The 24,568-nt window shown below is 62.2% G+C and carries 23 protein-coding genes, 4 tRNA genes and 1 riboswitch; of the genes, 13 read left to right on the forward strand and 14 right to left on the reverse strand.

The window, feature by feature from the left end:
* Positions 1-34 precede the first annotated feature (34 nt).
* The 8 genes from AC1Q6C_RS03575 to AC1Q6C_RS03610 form a co-directional block, all read right to left on the reverse strand.
* Positions 35-1,396, reverse strand: coding sequence for an MFS transporter (locus tag AC1Q6C_RS03575; RefSeq protein ID WP_128637942.1), 1,362 nt, complete (start codon positions 1,394-1,396; stop codon positions 35-37).
* A 69-nt stretch (positions 1,397-1,465) separates the two neighbouring features.
* On the reverse strand, positions 1,466-2,860 hold the full coding sequence (locus AC1Q6C_RS03580) for an NtaA/DmoA family FMN-dependent monooxygenase (protein WP_081558347.1): 1,395 nt from the start codon (positions 2,858-2,860) through the stop codon (positions 1,466-1,468).
* A 29-nt stretch (positions 2,861-2,889) separates the two neighbouring features.
* Positions 2,890-3,969, reverse strand: coding sequence for an LLM class flavin-dependent oxidoreductase (locus AC1Q6C_RS03585; protein WP_073512769.1), 1,080 nt, complete (start codon positions 3,967-3,969; stop codon positions 2,890-2,892).
* Positions 3,970-3,973: 4 nt separating this feature from the next.
* A riboswitch (SAM riboswitch) is annotated at positions 3,974-4,069 on the reverse strand.
* Between the two features lie 179 nt (positions 4,070-4,248).
* Entirely contained in the window at positions 4,249-5,877 is a 1,629-nt protein-coding gene (locus AC1Q6C_RS03590; protein WP_050654777.1) for an ABC transporter substrate-binding protein, read from the reverse strand.
* Positions 5,878-6,118: 241 nt separating this feature from the next.
* A tRNA-Phe gene (locus tag AC1Q6C_RS03595) sits at positions 6,119-6,195 on the reverse strand.
* A 66-nt stretch (positions 6,196-6,261) separates the two neighbouring features.
* Positions 6,262-6,335, reverse strand: a tRNA-Asp gene (locus AC1Q6C_RS03600).
* A 135-nt stretch (positions 6,336-6,470) separates the two neighbouring features.
* A tRNA-Glu gene (locus AC1Q6C_RS03605) sits at positions 6,471-6,543 on the reverse strand.
* 112 nt (positions 6,544-6,655) lie between these two features.
* A complete protein-coding gene (locus tag AC1Q6C_RS03610; protein WP_003940323.1) occupies positions 6,656-7,309 on the reverse strand; it encodes a TetR family transcriptional regulator in 654 nt (217 codons plus the stop codon).
* Between the two features lie 405 nt (positions 7,310-7,714).
* Here AC1Q6C_RS03610 and AC1Q6C_RS03615 point away from each other — a divergent pair, with 405 nt between their 5' ends.
* The 3 genes from AC1Q6C_RS03615 (at position 7,715) to AC1Q6C_RS03625 (ending at position 9,679) form a co-directional block, all read left to right on the forward strand.
* Positions 7,715-8,206 (forward strand): MarR family winged helix-turn-helix transcriptional regulator, encoded by a 492-nt coding sequence (locus AC1Q6C_RS03615; RefSeq protein ID WP_042451369.1) that lies wholly within the window; start codon positions 7,715-7,717, stop codon positions 8,204-8,206.
* Positions 8,203-9,594, forward strand: coding sequence for an MFS transporter (locus AC1Q6C_RS03620; RefSeq protein WP_492666379.1), 1,392 nt, complete (start codon positions 8,203-8,205; stop codon positions 9,592-9,594). Before AC1Q6C_RS03615 ends, AC1Q6C_RS03620 begins: the two co-directional genes overlap by 4 nt.
* Before the next feature lie 12 nt (positions 9,595-9,606).
* Positions 9,607-9,679, forward strand: a tRNA-Lys gene (locus AC1Q6C_RS03625).
* Between the two features lie 88 nt (positions 9,680-9,767).
* Here the strand turns inward: AC1Q6C_RS03625 and AC1Q6C_RS03630 are convergent.
* From AC1Q6C_RS03630 to AC1Q6C_RS03640, 3 genes are all read right to left on the reverse strand, one after another.
* Positions 9,768-10,619: an alpha/beta fold hydrolase gene (locus tag AC1Q6C_RS03630; RefSeq protein WP_042451375.1), complete on the reverse strand. Its 852-nt coding sequence runs from the start codon at positions 10,617-10,619 to the stop codon at positions 9,768-9,770.
* Between the two features lie 62 nt (positions 10,620-10,681).
* Entirely contained in the window at positions 10,682-10,990 is a 309-nt protein-coding gene (locus AC1Q6C_RS03635; RefSeq protein WP_136470805.1) for a hypothetical protein, read from the reverse strand.
* Between the two features lie 219 nt (positions 10,991-11,209).
* Positions 11,210-11,752: a TetR/AcrR family transcriptional regulator gene (locus AC1Q6C_RS03640; protein WP_042451377.1), complete on the reverse strand. Its 543-nt coding sequence runs from the start codon at positions 11,750-11,752 to the stop codon at positions 11,210-11,212.
* Between the two features lie 121 nt (positions 11,753-11,873).
* Here AC1Q6C_RS03640 and AC1Q6C_RS03645 point away from each other — a divergent pair, with 121 nt between their 5' ends.
* The 3 genes from AC1Q6C_RS03645 to AC1Q6C_RS03655 all read left to right on the forward strand — a co-directional run bounded on the left by AC1Q6C_RS03645 (position 11,874) and on the right by AC1Q6C_RS03655 (position 14,749).
* Positions 11,874-12,347 carry a DUF4334 domain-containing protein gene (locus AC1Q6C_RS03645; RefSeq protein WP_492666380.1) on the forward strand — a complete coding sequence of 158 codons (474 nt, stop codon included), beginning with the start codon at positions 11,874-11,876 and terminating at the stop codon, positions 12,345-12,347.
* A gap of 29 nt (positions 12,348-12,376) precedes the next feature.
* A complete protein-coding gene (locus tag AC1Q6C_RS03650; protein ID WP_054188965.1) occupies positions 12,377-13,465 on the forward strand; it encodes an NAD(P)-dependent alcohol dehydrogenase in 1,089 nt (362 codons plus the stop codon).
* Between the two features lie 84 nt (positions 13,466-13,549).
* Positions 13,550-14,749, forward strand: a complete 1,200-nt coding sequence (locus AC1Q6C_RS03655; RefSeq protein WP_007733865.1) for a low temperature requirement protein A — start codon at positions 13,550-13,552, stop codon at positions 14,747-14,749.
* 1 nt (position 14,750) lies between these two features.
* Here the strand turns inward: AC1Q6C_RS03655 and AC1Q6C_RS03660 are convergent, their stop codons facing one another.
* Together AC1Q6C_RS03660 and AC1Q6C_RS03665 are read right to left on the reverse strand one after the other, a co-directional pair.
* Entirely contained in the window at positions 14,751-15,335 is a 585-nt protein-coding gene (locus AC1Q6C_RS03660) for a hypothetical protein (protein WP_003940111.1), read from the reverse strand.
* 45 nt (positions 15,336-15,380) lie between these two features.
* The gene (locus AC1Q6C_RS03665) at positions 15,381-15,758 is read right to left on the reverse strand and encodes an MmcQ/YjbR family DNA-binding protein (protein WP_007733864.1); all 378 of its coding nucleotides are present in this window, start codon (positions 15,756-15,758) and stop codon (positions 15,381-15,383) included.
* 99 nt (positions 15,759-15,857) lie between these two features.
* On the opposite strand from AC1Q6C_RS03665, the gene AC1Q6C_RS03670 reads away from it, so the two are divergent.
* Together AC1Q6C_RS03670 and AC1Q6C_RS03675 are read left to right on the forward strand one after the other, a co-directional pair.
* Positions 15,858-16,304, forward strand: a complete 447-nt coding sequence (locus AC1Q6C_RS03670) for a hypothetical protein (protein ID WP_003939955.1) — start codon at positions 15,858-15,860, stop codon at positions 16,302-16,304.
* Positions 16,305-16,403: 99 nt separating this feature from the next.
* Positions 16,404-16,994: a DUF937 domain-containing protein gene (locus tag AC1Q6C_RS03675; RefSeq protein ID WP_003940105.1), complete on the forward strand. Its 591-nt coding sequence runs from the start codon at positions 16,404-16,406 to the stop codon at positions 16,992-16,994.
* Between the two features lie 57 nt (positions 16,995-17,051).
* Here AC1Q6C_RS03675 and AC1Q6C_RS03680 read toward each other — a convergent pair whose 3' ends face one another.
* Complete coding sequence (locus AC1Q6C_RS03680) at positions 17,052-18,236, reverse strand: MFS transporter (RefSeq protein WP_167349871.1); 1,185 nt, start codon at positions 18,234-18,236, stop codon at positions 17,052-17,054.
* 147 nt (positions 18,237-18,383) lie between these two features.
* On the opposite strand from AC1Q6C_RS03680, the gene AC1Q6C_RS03685 reads away from it, so the two are divergent.
* From AC1Q6C_RS03685 to phoU, 5 genes are all read left to right on the forward strand, one after another.
* The gene (locus AC1Q6C_RS03685; protein ID WP_081377546.1) at positions 18,384-19,259 is read left to right on the forward strand and encodes a LysR family transcriptional regulator; all 876 of its coding nucleotides are present in this window, start codon (positions 18,384-18,386) and stop codon (positions 19,257-19,259) included.
* 131 nt (positions 19,260-19,390) lie between these two features.
* Positions 19,391-20,350, forward strand: coding sequence for an acyl-ACP desaturase (locus AC1Q6C_RS03690; RefSeq protein WP_003940492.1), 960 nt, complete (start codon positions 19,391-19,393; stop codon positions 20,348-20,350).
* Between the two features lie 81 nt (positions 20,351-20,431).
* Complete coding sequence (dusB, locus tag AC1Q6C_RS03695; RefSeq protein WP_003939756.1) at positions 20,432-21,574, forward strand: tRNA dihydrouridine synthase DusB; 1,143 nt, start codon at positions 20,432-20,434, stop codon at positions 21,572-21,574.
* Between the two features lie 150 nt (positions 21,575-21,724).
* Positions 21,725-23,755, forward strand: coding sequence for an LCP family protein (locus AC1Q6C_RS03700; RefSeq protein ID WP_042451384.1), 2,031 nt, complete (start codon positions 21,725-21,727; stop codon positions 23,753-23,755).
* Between the two features lie 72 nt (positions 23,756-23,827).
* Positions 23,828-24,523 carry a phosphate signaling complex protein PhoU gene (gene phoU, locus AC1Q6C_RS03705; RefSeq protein WP_003940130.1) on the forward strand — a complete coding sequence of 232 codons (696 nt, stop codon included), beginning with the start codon at positions 23,828-23,830 and terminating at the stop codon, positions 24,521-24,523.
* The last annotated feature ends 45 nt before the right edge of the window (positions 24,524-24,568 follow it).

The following is a 24,568-nucleotide window of genomic DNA, read 5'->3' on the forward strand; positions in this document are numbered from 1 at the left end:
TCCCGAGGTCCATGTAGACCCACGAAATACCAGGTCACGTCCTTCGCCGGCGTCGGTCTGCCACCGCCCCCGCCAACGAGAGCGTCAACATGACCACGCAGACGGCAAGCGCGATCCCGAACGCACGTCCATATCCGTCGGGCGAGCATCCGAGTACACCGAGATACAACCCCGATACCGCGGCCAGCGAGATGGTCGCTGACAGGCGCTGAGACAGTTGAAGGAAACCCGCCGCAACACCGTTCGCGCCCGGCGGTGCATATTCGAGAGTCAGCACCCGATTGGGCGCGTCGACCAAACCGCTGGCAACTCCCGACAACACCGCCAGGACCACCAGCACCGGGATCAGATGTTCCCGCGGAATCAGATTGACCGCTGCGATGTACCCGAGGATGACAAGGATCTCGCCGACTATGGCAAAAACCACTGCACTTCGGCCGAACCTGGCAACCAGCCGCCATCCGAAAGCCGACGTCAATGCCATCGCGAGTGAGCTACCGGTCATGATCAACGCCGCACTCAGCGGGGCGAAGCCCAAACCTTCGATCAGATAGAGGCTGAGCACCGCGTTGACGGCGAGGATGGATCCGAACCAGAAGAGTGCAACCGTCGTACCCAGTCGGAAGCCCCGTGAGGCGATCAACGACGGAAGCAGTACCGGCGTCCCGCCGCGCTCGGCGTACCGACGTTCCCAGAACCAGAAGGCAACGGCAACGCCGAACGCACCGATCAGGAAAGCCGCGGCGACAGTAACACTGGTCCGGGTCACGATGGGCCACAACAGGAGCCCGGTCGTAGTCGCCAGCAGACACAGCCCAACCGGATCGATCGACGCGCCCGATCGGGTGGTTCGATCACGGCGCAGAAAGCGAAACGCCAGAATCAGTGTGATCAGAGCAAACGGCACGTTGAGAACGAGAAGCAACCGCCATCCGAAGTCGGCGTCGGAATACTTCAGCAGTACGCCACCGAGGATCGGTCCGGAAACGCCGGCCAGACCACCCGCGGTGCTGTACGCGCCCAACGCCTTCGCCCGAGCCTTTCCGGACACCCGGTCGGTGATGATGCCGAGCACCTGCGAACTGATGGTGCCTGCGCCGATCCCTTGCCCCAGCCGGGCCAACACGATCATCGACGGATCCGACGCACACGCTCCGAGGATTCCCATCACCGCGAAAATGCTCAGGCCCGCCAAGAACAAGCGTCGACGCCCGACGACGTCACCGAGTCGGCCCGCCGGCACCAGGGCCAAGCCGAAAGTCAGCGAATAGCTCGCAAGGATCCACTGCACCTCCGAGGTCGACGCGCCCAGCGACGCCCGGATCGACGGAACCCCGATTCCGAGCACCGCCGAATCGAGAAGGGTGGTGAAACCCGCAGCTACGCAGACGACGATTTCCCAGCGGACGGCCGAACCGAGCTTGGTGGATTCGGCCGTCGCTGTGACTGTGTGGGACAGGACCCGTTACCCCGCAGCTTCAGACGTGGCCCGACGCGTGAGCGGCGGTCGCAACCCCAAGTGCTCTCGCAGCGTCGACGTGGAGTACTCGGTGCGGTACGCCCCACGCTCCTGCAGTTCCGGGATCAACCAGTCGACGATCTCGTCGAGCCCGGTCGGCACCAGGTACGGCGAGATGTTGAAGCCGTCCGAAGCTCCGTTGCGCACCCAATGGACCAACTGATCTGCGACCTGCCCCGGAGTGCCCGCAAAACCCGAACGCTGCGAGGTTTCGATGGCGACCTGACGTAGGGACAGATTCTTTGCCTCGGCAAGAGCACGCCATTCACGCGCGATCGCAATGGGGTCGTTGCCGTCCCGTGCGGAACCGCGCGTCTCCGAAACCGGGCGGGCAACCGGATCTTCCTCGGGGAGTGGACCGTCGGGGTCTCGATCGGAAAGGTCCTTACCCCACACCAGTCCGACGAGAGAGAGGGCAGTCTGACCGGTGAACTGGCCTTCGAGGACCCACCTTGCCTTCTCCTCGACTTCGGACTCGTTCTCCGCCAACACGATCTGCGTGCTGGGCAAGATCTTGACGTCGTCCTCCGGTCGCCCGGCTTTACGCAACCGAGCCCGAATGTCGTCGGCGAAGTCGAGCGCGCCGTCGAAATGAGTCCCGTGTCGCGAGAAGATGACGTCGGCATGGGTCGCCGCGAAATCGCGTCCACTCGGGGAATCACCCGCTTGGAAGATGACCGGATGCCCCTGGCGGCTTCGGGGAAGCGTCGGCGTCACGGAGATGTCGAACTGTGAAGTCTGCCTGCGCACGTCGCCGACGGCACCCGGAGTAGACCAGTTCTCGGACGTGCGAGAATCCGAGATCGCGTCGTCGGCCCACGAATCCCACAGTGCCCGCGCGGTTTCGATGAACTGCCCGGCACGCTCGTAGCGCAGGGAGTGGTCGAGGAAACCACCGCGACGGAAGTTCTCTCCCGTCCACGCGTTGTCGGTGGTCACCGCATTCCAGCCGGCCCGTCCGTCGGAAAGTAGGTCGAGGCCGGAGAGTCGACGCGCAAGGTCGGCCGGTTCGTTGTACGTGGTGTTCTGTGTCGCGACCAAACCGATCTTGTCGGTGATACCGGCGAGAGCGGCCAACTGCGCAATGGCGTCGGGGCGGCCGGCGATATCCAGATCGAGAATCTTGCCGTTCTGTTCCCGAAGCCGCAGGCCTTCACCGAGGAAGAAGGCGTCGAACAGACCTCGCTCGGCGGTGAGTACCAACCGCCGAAACGTCTCGAAGTCGATCTGGGATCCGCTCGAGGAATCGGACCAGATGGTGGTGTGGTTGACCCCCTGGAAGAAGACGCCGAAGTGAACGTGAGCGTCGGGTCGAGGTACGGCGGAGCGTGATGCAGTCATGGCCGAAATATCCTTAGCGCGAAGTCAAGTCAGGAGGAGTGGGCGAATCGATTTGCGGGCCGCTGCAGACCGAGGTTGCCCCTCAGGGTCGATCCCGGAACCGGGCGTCGCGTCAACCCGGCTTTGGACAGCGTCGGAAGCACGAATTTGGCCAGCACCGGAAGGTCCTCGTCGATCACGAGAGCATGGAAATGAACACCGTCGAGGTGTCCCGCCAATTCCTTCAGAACCACGGCCGCTTCCCCCGGATCTGCAGCCAGGAGCAGTCGGCCGGTGACGACGGCATTCCCGTACGAGTTCAGCTCGGTCCTCCGCTGCGCCGCAGACAGATTCGGCGTATCGAATGCCACATCGACCTCGGCGAACACCAATGACGCGCCCTCATCGCGCGCCTTGGCAGCCGACTGTGCAATGGTCTCCACCGAATCACCGGAAACGAGAACAACATCCGGCTGGCGTGGATCGATTTCGCCGTAGCGGCCGAACACCACCAACTGGCCTTGAGGCGGCCGCGGAACGATTGCCGGCCCCTTCACCGAGAACGTGTCGCCCTCGAAATTGACGTAATGCAGACGATCACGTTCGAGGAAACGCCCACTGAGATAGTCACGAACGACGGCGTCGTCCTCCCACGAGTCCCAGAGATCGGTCACAACGGTGACCGAATCCCGCTGCTCTTGCTGACGCGCCGACTCCGTTGTTACCGGAGCCCTCCCCCACGCCCTCGCCGCGGCATCGTCTTCGACCGGAACAGCAAGCCAGCCGCCACGCCCACGCGAGGAGTAGTCCAATGTCGCCAATTGCGAAGAGGTGTGGAACGGTTCGGCGTACGTGGTCCCGACGACGGGGACCAGTCCGATCGTGCTGGTCGTCGCCGCCACGTATGACGCCCTGGAGACGGCATCGATGCGGCCGACAACGTCACCACTCGGAGGGAGGATGGAATCGTCGAACGTCGCGAAGGTGAAGCCCGCATTCTCGGCAGCCGCGACGCGATCGCGCACGGCCTTACCCGTGAGCAACTGATCCGGGCGATGTGAGCTTCGGCGCCAGGCAGCGGGGTGAGTGCCCTCGCCGTCAAGTTCGATACCCACGGCAAATACAGTCATGTGTCCTCCATCGGTCCTGGCGGTAGCACCCACACTGCGCAAACGAAGCGGGTTGCTGCGGCATCATCGAGCCAGGTCTCTCAGCCACTCTGGATGGTGGATGCAATCTATGCGGGCGACGCTGAACAAGTCAAATCACGATCGGCGAATCATATTGACCAACAACATATTTCAATACAATCATCCTGATCGAAAGGGTTGCGCAACGCTAGCCGACGTAGACACCAAAGAGCCCCGCCCGACTCGCGTCGGACGGGGCTCTCGGTGTGCGCTGAAACGCTACTTCGCGCCCATCCATGCCTGATCGAACAGCATGATTCCCGTGGCAGTGGGAACGACACCGTGAACATTCTTCTGCCAAGCCCAGAACGACGTCAGCCCGCCGATCGGCGCCGATGGAACCGTCTCGTTCCACAGCGTCTGAATTTTGCCGATGATCGCCAGGGTCGACGAATTGTCCTTGGCCTGTTGTAGATCTGCGATCAGCTGATCCATCGCCGGGTTCGCATATCCAGCAGTATTCGCCATCGAGGTGCTGTTGGTCGTGGAGAACAATCCGAGATCGAGAATCGACTCGTACATTCCGATGCCCGCGTGCGCGAGGTCGAAATCGTGCTTGACGTAGACGTTCTGCACGATGTCGCCGGCGTTGTTGGCCAAGATCAAGTTCACCTCGAACCCGACGGCCTGCAACAGTGACTGCACGGCGAGGCCGATCGCGTGGTCCTTCGGCTCACTGAGAACGACGTAGTCGAGGCTGCCGTCGTACCCGTCTGCCTTCGCCTGATTCAAAAGTTCCTTCGACTTTTCGGGGTCGTAGGCAATACCCGGTGTGTCTACATGCCATTGAGACGTCGGACCGAACAACTCCGAGCCCGGCAGTCCCTCACCGTTTTCCACTCGCTGATCGATCAACGTGGTGTCGAGCGCGTAGCCGATAGCCTGACGGACGCGAACATCCGAGCCCGGTCGGCCCTCACGGTTGTTGATAATCTCGGCACTACCGGCATTGAGCACGTCGATGTAGCCGGGGTAGCCAGCGGACTTGGCGGAATTGATCGCCGACGTGAGGCCGCGAATGTAGGCGACATCGAGCTGACCGCTGTTCAATGATTCGAGATTGGCCTGCGGACCGTTGAGCGCAACCATCCGCAACTTGTCCAGCTTGGGGGCGCCGCCGTAGTAGGACGGGTTGGCCTTGAAGATTCGCTCGACGCTCGGTGTGAAGACATCTTCGGTGAAGGGTCCGGCTCCGACGGCGGTGAACTTGTCGCCCTGCTGCGAACTCGGGGCGACGATCATCCCGTGCCCGAGAGCGAGCATCGACGGAAAACGCATCCACGGCGTCTTCAGCTTGAATTCCACTGTCGTCGGACCGCTTGCCTGCGCCGATTCCACCGAAGCCAGCCACAGTTCGGCGCCATTGCCCTTGCCCGCGTTGTACCGATCGATGCTCGCGATCACGGCGTTGGCGTCGAGGGTGGTGCCGTCACTGAACTTCACACCGTCGCGAAGTTTCAGCGTCCAGGTGGCTCCGTCGTCAGCTGTCTCGAGCGATTGAGCCAACTTGGGCTCGAACTCGCCGCTCGCAGTGTTGTAACTCATCAGGACGTCGTACACAGCAGCGAAGGCCTCACCGCCGGAACCGCCGCGCGCGGCCGTCTTCGTCGGGTCGAGTGAGGGAACGAGCACCTGTACGCCGTACGTCATGGTCCCGCCGGCCACCGCAGTTCCCGGATCGGGCTGCTCGTTGACCATGCCGGTCACGACGTCCGCCGACGCGGTCGTCGTATCGGTCCCGCTGTCGTCACCGTTGCTCGCGCAGCCCACCAACAGAACCCCGGTGCCGAACAATGCGACGGCGACCCGGCTGACTTTCCCGATGCGCCAAGATCTCGAGTGCGACACGGAGATTCCACCTCACTTTCAGTAGACGCAGCCACGGATCGGCCGCAATCGGCTAATAGTGATGTCCTCTGTGGAGTGACGCCCAGCACGTTCCCGGTGACCGGAAACATTCACGGAGACAAAGGATGCGCATAACTGAGATGATCGGGCCGAGTGGTTGACGGCGACTGACATCCGAACACGAAAAAGCTCCAACCTTATGTTCGAAGAACATGAGGTTGGAGCTTTTCGATAAGAATTATGGTGGCCAGGGCCGGGATCGAACCGGCGACCTTCCGCTTTTCAGGCGGACGCTCGTACCAACTGAGCTACCTGGCCGGACGGCACCCGAACCGAATGCCTATCGCATTGCTTTGTTCTCAATCGGTTGAGAACAAAGCTTTGCGACCCTGACGGGACTCGAACCCGCGACCTCCGCCGTGACAGGGCGGCGCGCTAACCAACTGCGCCACAGGGCCTTGCTTTTTCCTTGCTGTGAAACCGTACTACATCTTCGAGCCGCTCCCAAACCACTGTCCTGGCCTGGCATTTGTGCATCTCAAAGCGTGTCGTGCGGGTCAAACCATACTGCATCGTTTCGCTTTCGCAAAACGTACCCCCTACGGGATTCGAACCCGCGCTACCGCCTTGAAAGGGCGGCGTCCTAGGCCGCTAGACGAAGGGGGCCCGCCGGATCTCTCCGAACTAGTACCCCAACGGCGTTCCGTTGGGAGCTTGGATAGCTTATGGCACGGCATTCGGAAATCACAAATCGCCTGTTCACGGGCAGAAAAGTGCACTATTCAGTGTCAGGGAACTCGACTTGGGGCCACCCGTCACGATGGAACGTCTCCAACCACTGCGGCGTAGCCATGGCTTCGAGGACTACTTCGAGAGACTCCTCGAACCACTCGCCCAGATCTCCACTGGAGGCAATCAGGTCTGCCATGTACCGCTGGCCGGCAAGGCTCGCTGCCAGTACACGCGTGAATTTGTCCGGGTCGGCGTCTTCTCGGAGCAAACCGTCGTCCTTGGCACGCAATGCCAACTCATAGGCGGTCTTTCCCCAGACCTGCCCACCACCGGACTGCACATCCTTGTAGAACTCGGGCTCGATGATCAGCCGGAATTCCGCCTGCACGATCACCTCGGCACGGAAGACCTCGGCAATGTCGAGCACGAGACCGTGCAAAGCGACGAATGGATCGAGGTCTGTTCTCTTGGCCCAACGATCAGTAATTCCAGTGAAGGTTTCGATAGCCGAGGTCAGAACCGCTCGCGCCAACTCTTCCTTGGACTGGAAATGGAAATACATGGCGCCTTTGGTGGCGCGGGAGCCCTCGAGGATCGTGTTCACCGACGCAGCTGCATAGCCGCGCTTGGCGAATTCGACTGCAGCCGCTTCGACCAGGGCGGCGCGGGTACGCCGCGCACGCTCTTGTTGACGTGCCATTTACGGTGTTGTGCCTCTCGCAGAGTTGGTACGCAGAGCCGCCGTGATCGGCGCCTGTCATCCCCCGAAACTTCACAATATCCCCTCCAACACACCCTACGTAAGGACTAGAGCCATACCCGCCAAAAGTACTAGACGCAATCGGCTGTTCAGGGGACAAGAACCGACTTTATGCCCAAAAGACACCAAGTGGTATGGTTTTGGCCGCTCGGGTGCGCCGCAGGGGGTGCGCATCCGAGCTTTTTCGTGCCCGAGATTCTGATAATTCGACCTCGCAGACGGAACTGCTTCGCCGACCGATGGACAGCAGTTCCAAGGTTTTAAACAACTAGTGCAATTGTTTATTCCCCCTTTTCCGTCGAAACCGTACTGGCAGCATCGAAACAACACAGTTAGACTGTCTAAATGAACGATGGAGAGGGTCGCAGCAAGGCTCGAGACGAGATCGACGTACTTTGGGACGATCTGGGTGCCTTCGTCCGACGTCTACGCACCAAACGCAACGACCACAAGCTCACGCCGAGCCAGATCCAGGCCCTCGGCCACCTCGACCGACAAGGTCCGTCGACCGCCAAAGAATTGGCAAAATTCGAGCGCGTCACGCCGCAATCAATCGCAAAGACCGTGGCCGCGCTCGAAGAGCAGGGCATGGTGACGCGAAGGGCGGATCCATCGGACGGCCGCGCGGTCTTGGTCACGATGACCGAACTCGGCACATCGACCCTTCACGAAGACCGAACGAAACGAACAGAGTGGCTGGCCGAGGTCATCGACGCCGAGTGCACCGAAGCCGAGCGTGACTTGCTTCTGATCGCCGGCCGAATCCTGCGAAGACTCGGCCAGGGCGAGTCCCCAGCATCGACATCGATATCAGAGGAGTCACTGATGAACTCGTGACCACCGTCATCGAAACGCCGACCCCCCAAACTCCCGTTCCACTGAAACTGAGTCTTGCTCTCGGCTCCGGAACCGTTCTTCAAGCGCTGAACTCGTCGATGATTGCGGTGGCAATCGTCCCGATCGCCACATACTTCGGTTCCAGTTCAGGCACAGCGTGGGTCATCTCGGCCCTCTACATCGCGACTGCGGTCACGGCACCGGCGGCTGGTCGACTCGGATCGATCCTCGGCGCCAAACGCGTCTACCTCGCCGGATTGGGCCTGATCGCTGCCGGATCGATCCTCGGCTCGCTCGCCCCGTCGCTGGGCTGGCTGATCGCCGCACGAATCCTGCTCGGAATCGGCACGGCGACACAGTATCCGAACGCGATGACCGTCATCCGCGAATACGCTGACCGCCACCGGACTCAAACCCGTTCAGCTATAGCAACACTCACCATTTGCGCTCAATCGGTCGTCGCGCTGGGGCCCACTCTCGGCGGGTTGTTGGTCGGCACACTCGGTTGGCAATCGATCATGTGGGTGAACCTCCCACTTGTCGTCGTCACTGCCGTATGGGTCTTCTTCGCCGCCCCGAGCGACTCCGCCCTGCCCGACCGGGCCGGCGCCGCTGCGTTGTTCAAGTCTCTCGACCCACTCGGTATCACCCTGTTTCTGGCTCTGACGACATCGACGATGCTCTTTCTCCTCTCTCTCGCCGAGCACGCGAAGTGGTACCTCGTCCCGTCGACGGCCCTCTTCGCGTTCCTGTTCGTCTGGTGGGAACGTCGAACGGCCTCGGCGTTCATCGACGTCCGCGCCGTCGTCCGAAACCGCGCACTGAGCATGACTCTCGGCCGGACCCTGCTGACTTACACAGCGTTCTACTGCATCCTCTTCGGACTCCCCCAGTGGCTACAGGTAGCCCGCGGAATGTCACCGATCAGCGCCGGGCTCTTCATGCTGCCCGTCGCTGCGGTCGGGATCTTCGCGACCATGTCCGCGTCCAGGGTGTACGGGAAATTCGGCGCACGGATCACCCTCCTGATCGGCACCGCCGCGTTGGCTGTCGGCGGGATTCTGATCGCCTTCGTCGAATCGAGTTCGACTCCCCTTGTGGCACTCCTGCTGATTGCGGCGATCCTGGGCATTCCCAACGGCTTCAACAACATGGGAAACCAGAACCTGATCAACTCGGTGACCACCTCCGCCGACGTCGGAACTGCGATCGGTCTGTACCGAACAATCCAGTACATCGGCGCCAACCTTGCTGCCGTCGTCATCGAGTTGACCATGCGCGGAACCATCGACGACGCGGGTCTGCATCGCACGGGCGGGACCATCGCCGTCATCGGAATCGCCCTTCTGGTGGGGGTGGTGTTTTCACGGACTCTGCGGTCCCGTTAGACTCTGCGCCGCGCCCCTATAGCTCAGTTGGTAGAGCTACGGACTTTTAATCCGCAGGTCGTAGGTTCGAGTCCTACTGGGGGCACAAACACAGACCCGGCGCCTCATTCAGAGGCGCCGGGTCTTGTGCGTTCATGCCACATCAATTCGTGCCACATCAATGCATCAGCAGGTCATCGAAGCAGGAACTCGAGGGTCACGCGCTCGAATGCCTCCTTGGCTTCGATCATCACCCAGTGCCCGCAGTTCGGGAATACGTGCAGTTCGGCGTTCGGAATCAGTCGCATCGGAATCATCGGCATGTCCGGTGGACACTGCCGATCATCGAGCCCCCATGTCAGCAAGGTCGGGCATTGCACCTTGTGCATCATCGACCAGTACGGCGGCACATCCGAGTTGGACATCATCTGCTGCTGAGCGGCAAAGGCTTTGGATCCGTACATCGCGGTCAATGCCTGGTGCGAGGCCGGATCGTTGGCCGTTTGCCATCGTTCCTCGATCCGCTCCTCGGTGATCACGGATCTGTCGTAAACCATGCACTCGAGCCAGCGAACCAACTTCTCACGGCTGGGAGCGTCGGCGAATTCCTGGAGGAGACGCGTACCTTCGCTCGGGTTCTGACTGAAGATGTTCGGGCCCACGCCTCCGATGGTGACCAATCTGCGGACGCGGTCAGGGAACCTCATCGCGACGTTGACCCCGACAACTCCGCCCATCGAATTGCCGATCATCGCAGCGGATTCGATTCCCAGCGCATCCATGAATCGAACCACCGCCGAGGTTGCCGTGAGAACTGGATGACCGTCGACGGGATCGCTCACGCCGAACCCCGGGAACTCGAGGAGGTAGCAGTGGAAGTGCTTTGCGAACACCTCGAGGTTCCCCCGGTAATTCCGCCATCCACTCACGCCGATCCCGGAGCCGTGCAACAGGATCAACGGCGGACCATCGCCCGCCTCGTGATAGCGCAAAGTCCCCCTGTCGGTAGCGACTTCGCGTTTGGTCCCTTCGTAAGTCACGTCCATACTGCAAGATTAGAACGTGTTACAGATTTGCGACGGCTGATTGCGGAACTTCGCAATCACTGTCAGAAGCATCCCCCGCTGCCTCGACGCCCACTGCGATTCGTGGACTTCTGCTCGCTCGGTTTCGACTTCCCCGTCCCGGCCTTCACACACCGGTTGGGGCGCCGCACCTGCTCGAAGTGCCCGGCGCTCACCACATGACCGGCCACGCTGACCTTGACCGGCGCATCCGCGCGGGCGGTTCCGACTTGCGCCGATCCCAACGTCAGGGCGCAAGCAGCCACAACGACCAGCGCTACCTTCTTCGAGATCTTCATATGCACGGCCACTTCGACACGGGTCCACTCCAGATGCTGAACAGGTGCGCGCACCGAAGGAACACGCTCGGCGTCGACGATATTCAGTCAGGGTGGCCGGCCGCGATCCTTTTGCTCACCAGCATCTGAACAGTCGACGACAAAAGTTTTGGCGGCACGTCAACATCCCGAGGGCGTCAACGAGCCGACGCCCAACGTACGCACCGTTACTGAGAAATCCGTAAATCCGGGCAACCACACAGCGACGGGCGTGGACGTTCGCGTTTGGACTCGCTACGCCACAATCAAACGCCGAACCGCCTCGACTGCCGCCTCCCGACGTCGAGGGATGGAACGAGTCGACTTGAGCGCGAGCATCCGGGCGATATCCGTGATCAGCAGGATCAACTCCGTGGGATTCCACGCGGGGTCGATGTGTCCCTCGAGCTGCCCCTTGCGGATTTCCGCAACTTTAGGCCGGAAGGTCTTGCTTCGTATGTCGTCCTCGCTCATGACGTCCGGCGCTTCGAGATCCGCCCATTGCTGCAATCGGGCGTTCTCGGGATGGGCAACGTAGTTGTCGAAGAGGCGACCTGCATAGCCCGGCAAGTCGTCACCTCGAAGTGCTGTCTCCGCTGTTGTTTCGGACGTCCACTGTTCGGTCACGGCAGCGAACAACTCTTCCTTGCTTGCGAAGTACGCATAGAGACGGTCTTTGCTGGCACGCGCTTGCGCGGCGATCCGATTGATCCGCGCGCCGGCCAGCCCGTACGTGGCAAATTCGTCCTTTGCGGCCGCCAGAATGCGGTCCCTCGTAGCTTCCCCTGCTGAGCGCATGTTGACAGCCTAGAACGAATCGACCGTTGCCGAACCATCCGGTTCGGCGTAGCGTGCAGAGTTGACGAACAATTTGGTTCGCGGACAAGTCGTGCCACTTACCGTCGACTCGAGGAGAGACATGAATCTCGACGAAGCCCGAACTGCTTTCGCCCGGCTCCGTGCTGCGGAAAGTGGTGTATCACCAGCAGAACTCGACGAAGTGTGGGCCGCGCTGGAAACCGTCGCCGCCGAAGAAATCCTCGGCGAGTGGAAGGGTGACGACTTCGCCACCGGTCACCGGCTTCACGAAAAGCTGTTCGCGAGCCGTTGGTACGGCAAGACCTTCAACTCGGTCGAGGACGCCAAGCCGTTGATCTGCCGAGACGAAGACGGCAACCTCCATTCCGACGTCAAGGGCGGCAATGGCGAAGCAAGCCTGTGGAACATCGAGTTTCGTGGCGAAGTCACGGCAACGATGGTCTACGACGGTGCGCCGATCTTCGACCACTTCAAGAAGGTCGACGACTCGACACTGATGGGCATCATGAACGGAAAGTCGGCGCTGGTTCTCGACGGTGGGCAGCACTACTACTTCCTGCTCGAGCGAGCGTGATTCGCGCCGAACAGAATTCGAGATCCTCCATGCAGATGACAGCGGCGCTCTCACACGGCCCGCACTCCCCCTTCACACTCGACACCGTTGAAATCGACGAACCCCGCGCAGACGAGATCCTGGTTCGCATCGTCGCTACCGGCCTGTGCCACACAGATCTGTTCACGAAGTCGGTGCTACCGGAAAGGCTCGGCCCCTGCGTGTTCGGGCACGAAGGGGCGGGGGTGGTCGAGGCCGTCGGCTCGTCGATCGACAGCATTGCGCCCGGTGATCACGTGTTGCTGAGCTACCGCAGTTGCGGTGTGTGCAGGCAGTGTCTCAGCGGCCATCGGGCGTACTGCGAAAGCTCACACGGGCTCAACAGCTCTGGCGCACGCACCGACGGCTCGACGCCGGTCCGGCGAAGCGGAACTCCGATACGGTCCGCATTCTTCGGCCAGTCCAGCTTCGCGGAATACGTCATCGCCACTGCCGACAACACCGTCGTCGTCGATCCTGCAGTGGACCTGACCGTCGCGGCTCCCCTCGGCTGCGGATTTCAAACCGGCGCGGGTGCCGTGCTGAATCTACTTCGCCCCGAGCCCGACTCGACGTTTGTCGTCTTCGGAGCCGGCAGCGTCGGACTCGCAGCGCTACTGGCAGCGAGGGCTGCCGGCGTTTCCACCCTGGTCGCCGTGGACCCCGTTGCGCAGCGGCGCGCACTCGCCGAGGAATTCGGCGCCGTCACTGTCGATCCGACCACCGAGGACGCGGTCGAAGCAGTACGCGCCGCCACCGACGGAGGTTCGACACATTCCCTCGACACCACCGGAATCGGCTCCGTGATCAATCAAGCCGTCACATCACTTCGAGCACGGGGAACGCTGGCGGTAGTCGGACTCGGAGCGTCCACGGTCGAGATGAACATGGCCGACATCATGCTGAGCGGAAAGACAATTCGAGGATGCATCGAAGGAGAGTCGGAAGTCTCGACGTTCATCCCCGAACTCGTCGAACTCTTCACTGGTGGCCGGTTTCCGATCGACCGCTTGGTGACGCGCTACGCCTTCTCCGACATCAACAAAGCCGTCGAAGATCAAGCGTCGGGGCGCGTCATCAAACCCGTTCTCGTGTGGTGAGGGGCGAAATGTCTCATTCGTCGACCCGACGGAATTCGCCCTAGACTGCGCTCCTGCACTAGACGTCGGAGCAAGGTGGGGACGATGACAGAACACACCAGTACGGGCGCGGGCCACGGCCGGGCCGTTATGCCGATCATCCGGATGCGCGCACGCAGCCGCGACGAGAACCATCGCGCATCGACACCACTCGAACTGTTCTTCGACCTGTGTTTCGTGGTTGCAGCCGCACAGGCCGGAGTTCAACTGGTGCATGCTGTTGCCGAGGGCCACTACGCCGACGGCATCGCCGGCTATATGTTCGTCTTCTTCGCGCTGTGGTGGGCGTGGGTGAACTTCACCTGGTTCGCGTCTGCCTACGACACGGACGACGTCCCCTACCGGGTCGCGACCTTCGTACAGATTTGTGGCGTGCTCGTCTTCGCCGCCGGAATCCCCGACGCATTCGACGGAACCGACCGTACGACGGCCATCGTCGGCTACCTCATCATGCGAATTGCGCTCACCTGCCAATGGCTTCGAGCCGCCAGCGGTGAATCCGGTGCAGCGCGAACGACTGCTCTGCAATATGCCGCCGGGCTCGTGATCGTCCAGGCCGGCTGGATCGTGCTGCTTCTGATGCCGGCGTCGGCGTGGATTCCGGGCTTCTTCGTTCTCATGATCGCCGAACTCGCGGTGCCGGCGATCGCCGAACGCAACCACCAGACGCCGTGGCACCCGCATCACATCGCCGAACGCTACGGCCTCTTCACCATCATCATGCTCGGCGAAACCATCGCTGCCGCGACCATCGCGGTCCAATCCGGCATCCGGGATTTCGACGCCGCCGATCTACTGATTCCGATTGCCGTCGGCGGAGTTCTGATCGTGTTCTCCGCGTTGTGGATCTACTTCGCCGTCCCGATCCACGAGTACCTCGCAGACCAAGGCAATCGCGCCGTCCTGTTGTGGGGATACGGGCACTACTTCGTATTCGGATCCGCTGCGGCCATCGGCGCCGGCATCGAAGTAGCCGTCGAGGAAGCAGTTGGCGAAGCGCACATTTCGACGTTCGCAGCATCTGCCGCGGTCACGATTCCGGCCGCGATGTTCCTGATCTTCGTGTGGCTCATGCATTCACGCCACTTCAAGCGCGACAGGATCGAGCAGGCCGTTCTACCGGTGAGTGCAATCCTGGTTCTCGCCTGCACATTTGCCGGACACTGGGCTGTCCCGCTCGCCGGACTGGTGGCGGCGGGAACCGTCGGAGTCGGTGTCGGCCTGAGTACTCGGTCGAAGAGCTGACTCAGATTTCCGGAGCCGGAGCCTCGCCCTTGCTCTGCGGCTCGTGCTGCTTGAGCTCACCGCGCATCTTGTCGAGATCCTTTCCACGCTTTTTGTACATGTAGCCGAGCGCGACCAGTCCAAGGAACAACGCAACGCCCAGGACGGCACCGACAACGGATGCTCCGCGGAATCCGGGGCCGTCGACGTCGAGGATCCGCTCGCCCGCATGCGCAGCGTTGTTGTTGCCGAGAACAACTGTCAGAGAGAGCAGATTCGGCAGCGCGAAGATCACACCCAACGCGAGAGCCGTGATCTGCATGATTCGAGCATGCTTGCGCTTGCGCACCTGCCAGACCGCCCGGAAGAAGATGAGCGGGACCAGGGTGCACACGAGACCGAACAGCAGCCCCCACGCGATTCCGGCGCTGAAACTGCCGTTCGCCAACGACGCAATGCGCTGCGCCCACCAACGCGGAAGGAAGGCGGCAAGGATGAAGTAAGCGATGACCAGGACCACCGCCATCACTGCGATCCCGATGGCCTTCTTCGCCCACGGCGGCATGCCCGGTTTTGCGGTGGCCGGTGAAGTTTCCGGTGTCGTCATGACAATTCCTCGTCTAGTCGGCGTCTGTACTGACGAATCTATCCGTTACGGGCGTTCCTCATCCGCATCGAGAACGATCCGGGCAAGCCGCTTCGGCGCAACGAGGGTGAACGAGGTGTAGATCCACTCCTCCAGTTGCGACCATTTCTCCTCGGAAACGTCGGTGCCGATGTCGAGTGCAACCCACCCGTGTCGACCGAGTCCATAGCCCGCAGCACTTGCGCCTGGTTCGGTGGCCACCACCGCTTCGGCTTCCTCCTTGCTCAGCTTGACGGTCAAGGAGGTGGCTTCGACGTTGCAGAACACGAAGTTCTTGCCGCGGACCCGGAACGTCGGGTGGCCGTCCCACGCTTCGATGTCGACGCGCTCCGCTTCCGGCAGCGACAGCGAGATCTCTTCGAGTCGACGCATGTTGTCGGGCATGGAGACGATTCTGCACGCCCGGTACCGAGCTTGACACCCGCGACACAGCTAGGCTCGGCGACGACCGCGTCACCGAACTCCGAACACAGGGAGACTGGCATGCGCACGTTAGTTCATCTCGTTCTGCTCATTTGTGGAATCGCCGTTGCCGTCGGCTCGTTCATGTACGTACTGGCCGGGGTCAAACCCGACAACGTTCGCCTCGAGGACCTGCGGGACGGCTTTCCGGCCGGGTGGGCAATCGAGCAACTCGGCGATCAGTCCGTGACCTTCTACCGGTCGATGGCGATACTTCTGCTCGCCGCCGCCGTATTGATTCTGATCGCCGCATTGTTCGGTTCTCGCATCGCAGCATGGATCGGAATTATCGTGGGATTGGGGACTCTTGGCACGTTCTACTACCGCGTGAACGATCAGTTCGACAATGTCATCAGGGAAAACTACTCCACGATCCTGACAAATCAGACAGGATTCATTCTGACGGCCGGCGGACTGATTCTCGCTCTCCTAGCGTGCCTGGTCCCCCGCGAGAAGACCCGAGCCTGACCGCTCGGCAACCGGAGGGTTACCGTCGACGCCGACATTCACTAGTGTCTGCAACAGCCGGGTACTGACGAGTAGTACCCCAGAAGAGGTAGGGCATCAATGGCATCGCTTGACGACCTTCTATCCCAGATCCCCATCGACCAGATCGCGCAGCAACTCGGCGTCGACCAGGCAACTGCCGAATCGGCGGTCAAGACTGCACTTCCGACCCTCGTCGGTGGCCTCGGCGCCAACGCGCAGGATCCCGCCGGTGCAGCCTCGCTGGAAAGCGCGTTGCAGTCTCACGCCGACACCAGCCTTCTCGACGACGGCGTCGACATCAGCAAAGTCGACACCGCTGACGGTCAGAAGATCGTCTCGAACATCTTCGGCGGCAACACCGATCAGGTCGCCAGCGCACTCGGCGGTGTCGGTGGCGGCGGTGGAAACGATCTGGTGAAGCAGTTGCTGCCGATCCTCGCTCCCATCGTCCTGGCCTACCTCGCCAAGCAGTTCACCGGTGGCGGTGCCGGCGCGCAGACTCAGGCCTCCGGTGGCGGCGGGCTCGGGGATCTCCTCGGCGGAATTCTCGGCGGCGGCGGCAATTCCGGCGGCGGCATCGGCGGCGCACTCGGCGGCATCCTGGGTGGATCCGGTGGCGGCGGCCTCGGAGACCTGCTCGGCGGCCTCCTCGGCGGCGGCAAGAAGTAAGACGCTCGACAGATTCGCACTGCGGCGATCCCGTTCGGGGTCGCCGCAGTGCTCTGTTCAGTCAATCGTCGAAGATCGAAACATCCTCAGTGACAAGGCAAACGCAACCAACAGCAGCGCGCCCACAAAAGTACTGACCCCGACCCAACCGCCACCCGCGTATGCAAGACCCGCGAGGGCGCCCGCCACGGACGAACCCGCGTAGTAGGCAAACAGATACAACGCCGACGCCTCGGCCCGGTGATCGGTAGCGATCAGCCCCACCCAACCGCTGGCCACCGAATGTGCGGCGAAGAATCCTCCGGTGAAGAGCAGCATCCCCACGAGCGTCAACGCCAGATTGTCCGGAACGGTCAGTGCCAGGCCGATACCGATGACGACAACCGACCCGAGCAGCACGCTGCGCCTACCCAGTCGGTCAGAGGCCCCGCCGGCTACCGCCGAGGTGAAAGTTCCGGCAAGGTAGAAAAGGAACACCAGGCCCACAAGCGCTTCAGGAAGGCCGAAAGGTGCTGCCGTGAGCCGAAACCCGAGGAAGTTGTAAATCGACACGAAGCCGCCCATCAGGATGAATCCCAAAGCGAAGAGTGTTCGCAGCGACGGGTTCGCAAGGTGGCGTCGTAGATTCGACGCGATCGTGCGCGCCGATATCGGTTGCGGGCGAAAGAACTTCGACGCGGGAAGCCGCCGGATCATGTTGAGCGCGAACAATGCCGACAGCGCGGACGCAGTCAACAGCGCCCAACGCCACGTACTGAAATCGACAACGGCCGACGGCACGAGCCGTCCGATCAGCCCACCGATCGTCGTGCCGGCGACGTACCTTCCCATCGCTGCACCGAGGTCCTTCCGATCGACCTCCTCGGCCAGATAGGCCATCGCCACCGCCGGGACACCGGCCAGAGCCAATCCTTGTGCTGCGCGTCCGACCAGCAGAACCTCGATCGTCGGACTCAGCGGCAGAAGTAAACCGATCACACAGGACGCCGACGCCGACGCGATCATCACCCGCGTGCGACCGAACCGCTCGGAGAGCGCACTGGCCGGAATGATTGCCAACGCCAACATGCCCGTCGTCGCCGAGACGGACAGCGCAGACACCGCAGGCGAGACGTGGAAGTCTTCGGCGAACGCAGGCAGCAACGCCTGTGCCGCGTACATCGAGATGAACGTCGACAGCCCGGCCGCGAACAACGCAACGGTCACGGTTCGATATCCCGATGTTCCGCGGCGAAGCGGCATCACTTCGGATTCGATCACATTCTCGACAGTCACCACGTACCTCCAGGCATCACTTACCTCCGGCAAGAATCCTCCCGCCCCGACTTGGCAAAAGAAAATGCATAAACTTGGTGTTCTATATGCTCTGCGGGTATATAGATTGGGTTCGTGATGCTGACCGAAGACCTCGAATGGTTTGTCGTGCTCGCCGAAACCCAACAGGTGACCGCTACCGCGGATCTGACTCACCTGTCGCAGCCGACCCTTTCGCGCAAACTCGCACGTCTCGAACGACAGATCGGCGTGACACTCTTCGACCGTCAGGGACGCCGACTCGAACTGAACCGGTACGGCGAGATCCTCTATCGACATGCTCGCATCGCACTGCGTGCCCTCGACGCCGCGCAGACCGAAATCCAGTCGCTGGCGAGCCCCGAGAGCGGCACGGTCCGGCTCGACTTCCTCCACTCGTTCGGCACCTGGTTGGTGCCGCACATGCTGCGCGGATACCGCGTCGAGCATCCCGGAGTGCGATTCGAACTGCATCAGGACAGCGCGCAGTTCCTGGTCGACAGAATCGCCGCCGGCACGTCCGACCTGGCCGTCGTCTCGCCTCAGCCGCGCGATCCGCAGGTGGCGTGGATGCAGATCGCCCAGCAGTCACTGGCATTGGCTGTTCCGGCTGATCATCGCTTTGCGAAGTTGCATTCGGTCGAGCTTGCGGACGCGGCCGACGAACCGTTCATCGGTATGCATCCGAACTTCGGGATGCGAAGAATTCTCGATGAACTGTGCGCGGCCGCAGGATTCACTCCGAATTTCGTCTTCGAGAGCAGCGAGCTGGCAACGGTCGGCGGACTGGTCTCCGCGTCCTTCGGTGTCTCGGTCATGCCGGTTCAGGATCCACCGATCTGGGCCGAAGGAGTCGTCTACGTACCGATCGAAGGAGCACAGCGAAAAATAGGGCTGATCTGGTCGAAGAGCCGCGAGCTGTCCGATCCCGCCCGGACTTTCCGCGACTACGTCGAAAGAACGACTTGGTAGTGAAAGTGCCCCCGGATAACTACGGATCGGTAACATCCCTCGAGGGGAGCAATTTTCATGCCATTCTTTTCAAACCTACGGTGCCGTAGGCTGGGGCGAAGTCGCGCATTCACTCAACATGGAGGCAAGAAATGACGAGGATTCTGACGCAGCTGGAGCTGCTACAAGAGCTGCAGCCGGTTGCCGAGGAGAACGTCAACCGCCACATCTCCATGGCCAAGGAATGGCATCCACACGACTACGTTCCGTGGGACGAGGGCCGTAATTTCGCAGCCATGGGTGGCGAAGACTGGAGTCTCGAACAGTCACAACTCGGCGAGGTAGCTCGCGCCGCGATGATCACCAACCTGCTCACCGAGGACAACCTGCCGTCGTACCACCGTGAGATCGCCGAGAACTTTTCGCAGGACGGTGCCTGGGGAACGTGGGTCGGCCGGTGGACCGCCGAGGAGAACCGCCACGGCATCGTGATGCGTGACTACCTCGTCGTCACGCGCGCAGTCGACCCCGTCGAGCTCGAGCGCTTCCGCATGGAACACATGACAAACGGTTACAGCGCACCCATCGACGAGGGCGACGCCGGCCTGCTGCACTCGGTCGCCTACGTGACCTTCCAGGAACTCGCGACGCGCGTCAGCCACCGCAACACCGGCAAGGCCTGCGACGAGCCGATTGCCGACAAGATGCTTCAGCGCATCGCCGCCGACGAGAACCTGCACATGATCTTCTACCGCAACATCTGCGCCGCCGCGCTCGATCTTGCTCCCGATCAGGCGCTCAAGGCTGTGGCGAACATCGTCCAGAACTTCCAGATGCCCGGTGCCGGCATGCCGAACTTCCGCCGCAACGGCGCCCTCATGGCCAAGCACGGCATCTACGACCTTCGCCAGCACCTCGACGAGGTCGTCTGGCCTGTCCTGCGCAAGTGGAACATCTTCGAGCGCAACGATTTCAGCGCCGAAGGCGAGAACACGCGCGAAGAGTTGGCGGCCTTCCTCGAGACACTCGCCGCCAACGCGACGAAGTTCGAGGAACAGCGCGATCGCATGCTCGCACGCGAAGCCGCCAAGCGCGAACAGCAGGCTTCTTAGTTTCACCAGCTATTCTGTGCCCGGTACCGGATTCGGTACCGGGCACTTCCAATTGTCACAAGTATTTGTTCAGAGGTAGACATGTCATCCCTTCGTATCGGTTCACTCGAGCTGCACAGCCCCGTGGTCCTCGCACCCATGGCGGGCGTCACCAACGTCGCCTTCCGCACGCTGTGCCGTGAACTCGAACTCGAACGTGCAGGCAGCACGTCCGGGCTCTACGTCTGCGAGATGGTCACCGCCCGCGCGCTCGTCGAACGCCAACCCGCCACGATGCACATGACCACGTTCGGTCCGACCGAAACGCCCAGGTCGCTGCAGCTGTACACCGTCGACCCGGATACGACTTACGCCGCGGCCAAGATGATCGTCGACGAGAACATGGCCGATCACATCGACATGAACTTCGGCTGCCCGGTACCCAAGGTGACCCGCAAGGGCGGCGGATCGGCTCTACCGTACAAGCGTCGACTGTTCGGTCAGATCGTCGCGGCAGCCGTGCGCGCCACCGAAGGCACCGACATTCCGGTCACCGTCAAGATGCGCGTCGGCATCGACCCCGAACATCACACGCACCTCGACGCCGGCCGGATCGCGGCAGCTGAAGGCGCCGCTGCCGTCGCACTTCACGCACGTACCGCGTCGCAGCGCTACTCCGGCACTGCTGACTGGAACGAGATCACGCGCCTCAAGGAACACGTCACCGACGTGCCGATCCTCGGCAACGGCGACATCTTCGACGCCTCGGATGCTGCCCGCATGATGAACGAGACCGGCTGCGACGGCGTCGTCGTCGGACGAGGCTGCCTCGGACGGCCATGGCTGTTCGCGGAACTCAGCGCAGCTCTCAACGGACAACAGATCGCCACGCCGCCGACGCTCGGCGAAGTCACCAAGATCATCGCCCGTCACGCCCAACTGCTCGCCGCACATCACGGTGAAATGAAGGGTCTGCGCGAACTTCGCAAGCACGTCTCCTGGTACATGCGTGGGTTCCCGGTCGGATCGGATCTGCGGGTCTCGATGGCTCTGGTCAGCACGTTGTCCGAACTGGACGATCTGCTCGGACAGCTCGACCACGACGTCCCGTTCCCCAAGGACGCCGAAGGCCCGCGCGGACGCCAAGGCTCACCCGGTCAGGTAGCACTCCCGGAAGGTTGGCTCGACGATCCCGAAGACGACCTTGTGCCGGTGGGAGCTGACATGATGCACTCTGGTGGCTAGCGAAAACACGCCGTCGGATTACTCACATCACTTTCTGAGTGAAGCACTCAGGATTCACCAGTAATATGGCTCCAGCTTCGTCGACAACCGGTTGACGCCGGCATCTGAATGACGAGTTACTGACAGTCGACGACGGGACAGGTTGCATCGGTGGGTGATGATCACGATTCGGGCCCACCTCCGCCCGAGAGCCGCGCCCCCTGGGAACGTCCGCTCGCAGACAAGCGCTTCCGCAACGCCCGACCGGACCAACCGGCAACGCCCCAGCGCCCTGCCACACCCCAGCGACCAACACCGCAACCACCCAGTCCCCCGGAGCGTCGCAGCAGTGGACGTACCGGGCGACGGGACTCGCCTCCGACCGACGACTCTGTTTCGGTCGCCGAGTTGGTCCGTCGGGTAGGCGACAAGAAGCCGCCACCAGCCCCGGCTACGCCGCCCAAGCCGGCGCCGAACAAATCCGTACCACCCAAGACTCAATCTTCAGCAGCGTCGTCGCCGCCCCCCGCCCGGCCGATTCCCGCCCGTCCGACCGTTCCGCCCGCCGCTGCGGACTGGATCACCGAAGAACATCCCGTCACCTCCGCAGTGCCGCGGGTAGTCGGTGACACCGGCGCCACTCGTCTGGCGCAAAGCAAGATTCGCCGCCGCCATCGCGCAAAAGTGATCGGCCGATCGGCAGTAGCGTTCCTGGCCGTCATGTCTCTCGCATTGACCGGCGTCGTGTGGGGCTATCTGCGCTCGGTCGAAGGCGGATTCGATCAGATTGCGGCACTCGACACCGAGTCCGACGACATCATCGACGCCGGTGGTCAACTCGGCGACGAGACGTACCTGATCATCGGCACCGATACCCGCGCCGGTGCGAGCGGTGAGATCGGCGCCGGAACCGTCGAAGACGCCGAAGGCGCCCGAGCCGACACGGTCATGCTGGTGAACATTCCCGCCGACCGAAGCCGCGTCGTCGCCGTCTCCTTCCCGCGTGACCTCGACGTCGAACGTCCGATCTGTCAGGGATGGGACAACGACGCCGGCAAGTACACCAGCGAAACCTTCCCGGCAGCGAGCGGCGACAAACTCAATGCGACATACGCACTCGGTGGCCCCAAATGCCTGGTCAAGGTCATCCAGAAGATGTCCGGCCTGAAAATCGGGCACTTCGTCGGAATGGACTTCGCCGGTTTCGAGCGCATGGTCGACACCGTCGGCGGTGTGAACGTCTGCTCCCCCGGACCGATCGAAGACGGCATCCTCGGAACCGTCCTCGCCTCCGGCGGCACGCAGATGCTCGACGGCCGTACCGCCCTCAACTACGTGCGTGCTCGCCACGTCGAAGCCGAGGGCAACGGCGACTACGGGCGCATCACCCGTCAGCAGAAGTTCCTGTCGGCGCTGCTCCGCTCGGCCCTGTCCAACCAGGTCCTCCTGAATCCGAGCAAGCTCAACGGATTCATCAACGCCTTCACCAGCGACACGTTCGTCGAAAACATCGACACCAAGTCACTGGTCACCCTCGGTCGCTCGCTCCAGAACGTCGACGCAGGCGCGGTCACGTTCTTGACGGTCCCCACGGACGGCACCAACGACTGGGGCAACGAGATTCCTCGCACGGACGAGATCAAGTCCCTCTTCCAGGCGATCATCGACGACGATCCGCTTCCGGGCGAAGAGCGCGAGGACACCACACCGTCGTCGACCAGTTCCACGACAACCGCTCCTACGTCCAGCACGCCGCCGGCCGCCACTTCCGTCGAGGCAATGAGCGCCTACAACATCTCGGTCGACGTCTCCAACGCCTCGGGAATCGCCGGGCAGGCCGCGACAATCGCCGACAGCCTCGCGGCTTACGGTTTCCAGATCTCCACAGTCGGTAACTTCAGCGCAGCCACCGGCCTGGCGAATGCTCAAGCGTCGACCACCGTCGTGCGCTACGCCGCAGGTTACGAGGCTGAAGCGGTGACCGTCGCGTCGTCGATTCCCGGCGCGGTTCTGGTTCTCGCTCCGAGCATGGGAGACATGATCGAGGTCGTCGTCGGAAGCAATTTCGCCGGCACCGTCGTCGCCCCCGCGGACCCGGGAACCATCCTGGCGGCAAATCCGACGTCGGTCGACACCAGCACCTCGACGGCTCTGCCCGCCGACATCGCCAGCGTCAACGCCGGCGACACCACCTGCGACTGACACGCGTTCATTCACCTTGCGTTCACCTGGTGCTTGTGACTTGGTCTTTCACGGCACGTAGGCTCTGACCTCATGCGCGTGGCTTACAACGAACAGATGACCGAGCTTGCAGACACGCTCGGCGAGATGGCAGGACTGGCAGGTGCCGCTATGGAGCGCGCCACCCAGTCCCTGCTCCAGGCAGACCTGTCCCTGGCAGAACAAGTAATCGGCGAACACGACAAGATCACCGAACTCAGCACCATCTGCGAGGAGCGCGCGTTTGCGTTGCTCGCCTTGCAGGCTCCCGTTGCCGGAGATCTGCGCTCGGTGGTCAGCGGAATCCAGATCGTCGCCGACATCGACCGCATGGGCGCACTCGCCCTGCACGTCGCCAAGATCGCGCGCCGCCGACATCCCAACCACGTGCTTCCTGAAGAGGTCAACGGCTACTTCGCCGAGATGGGACGCATCGCTGTCTCCATCGGTGCGGCCGCCAAGGTCGTCCTCGAGACCCGCGACCCCGAGCGCGCTGCCCGTCTGCGCGAAGAAGACGAAGCGATGGACGACCTCCACCGCCACCTCTTCACCGTCCTCATGGACCGTGAGTGGAAGCACGGCGTTGCCGCCGCAGTCGACGTCACGCTGCTCGGCCGCTTCTACGAGCGATTCGCCGACCACGCCGTCGAGGTCGGCCGACGTGTCATCTTCCTGGTGACCGGCAAGCTGCCCGAAGAGCCCGAAACCACCGAGAAGGTCGACAACCTCACCTCGTACCCGGATCTCTGAACCCAACCGTCCACGTGAGTAAAAGGCGGCCGCGCACTTGCGCGG

This window comes from Rhodococcus sp. MT28 (assembly GCF_058792695.1).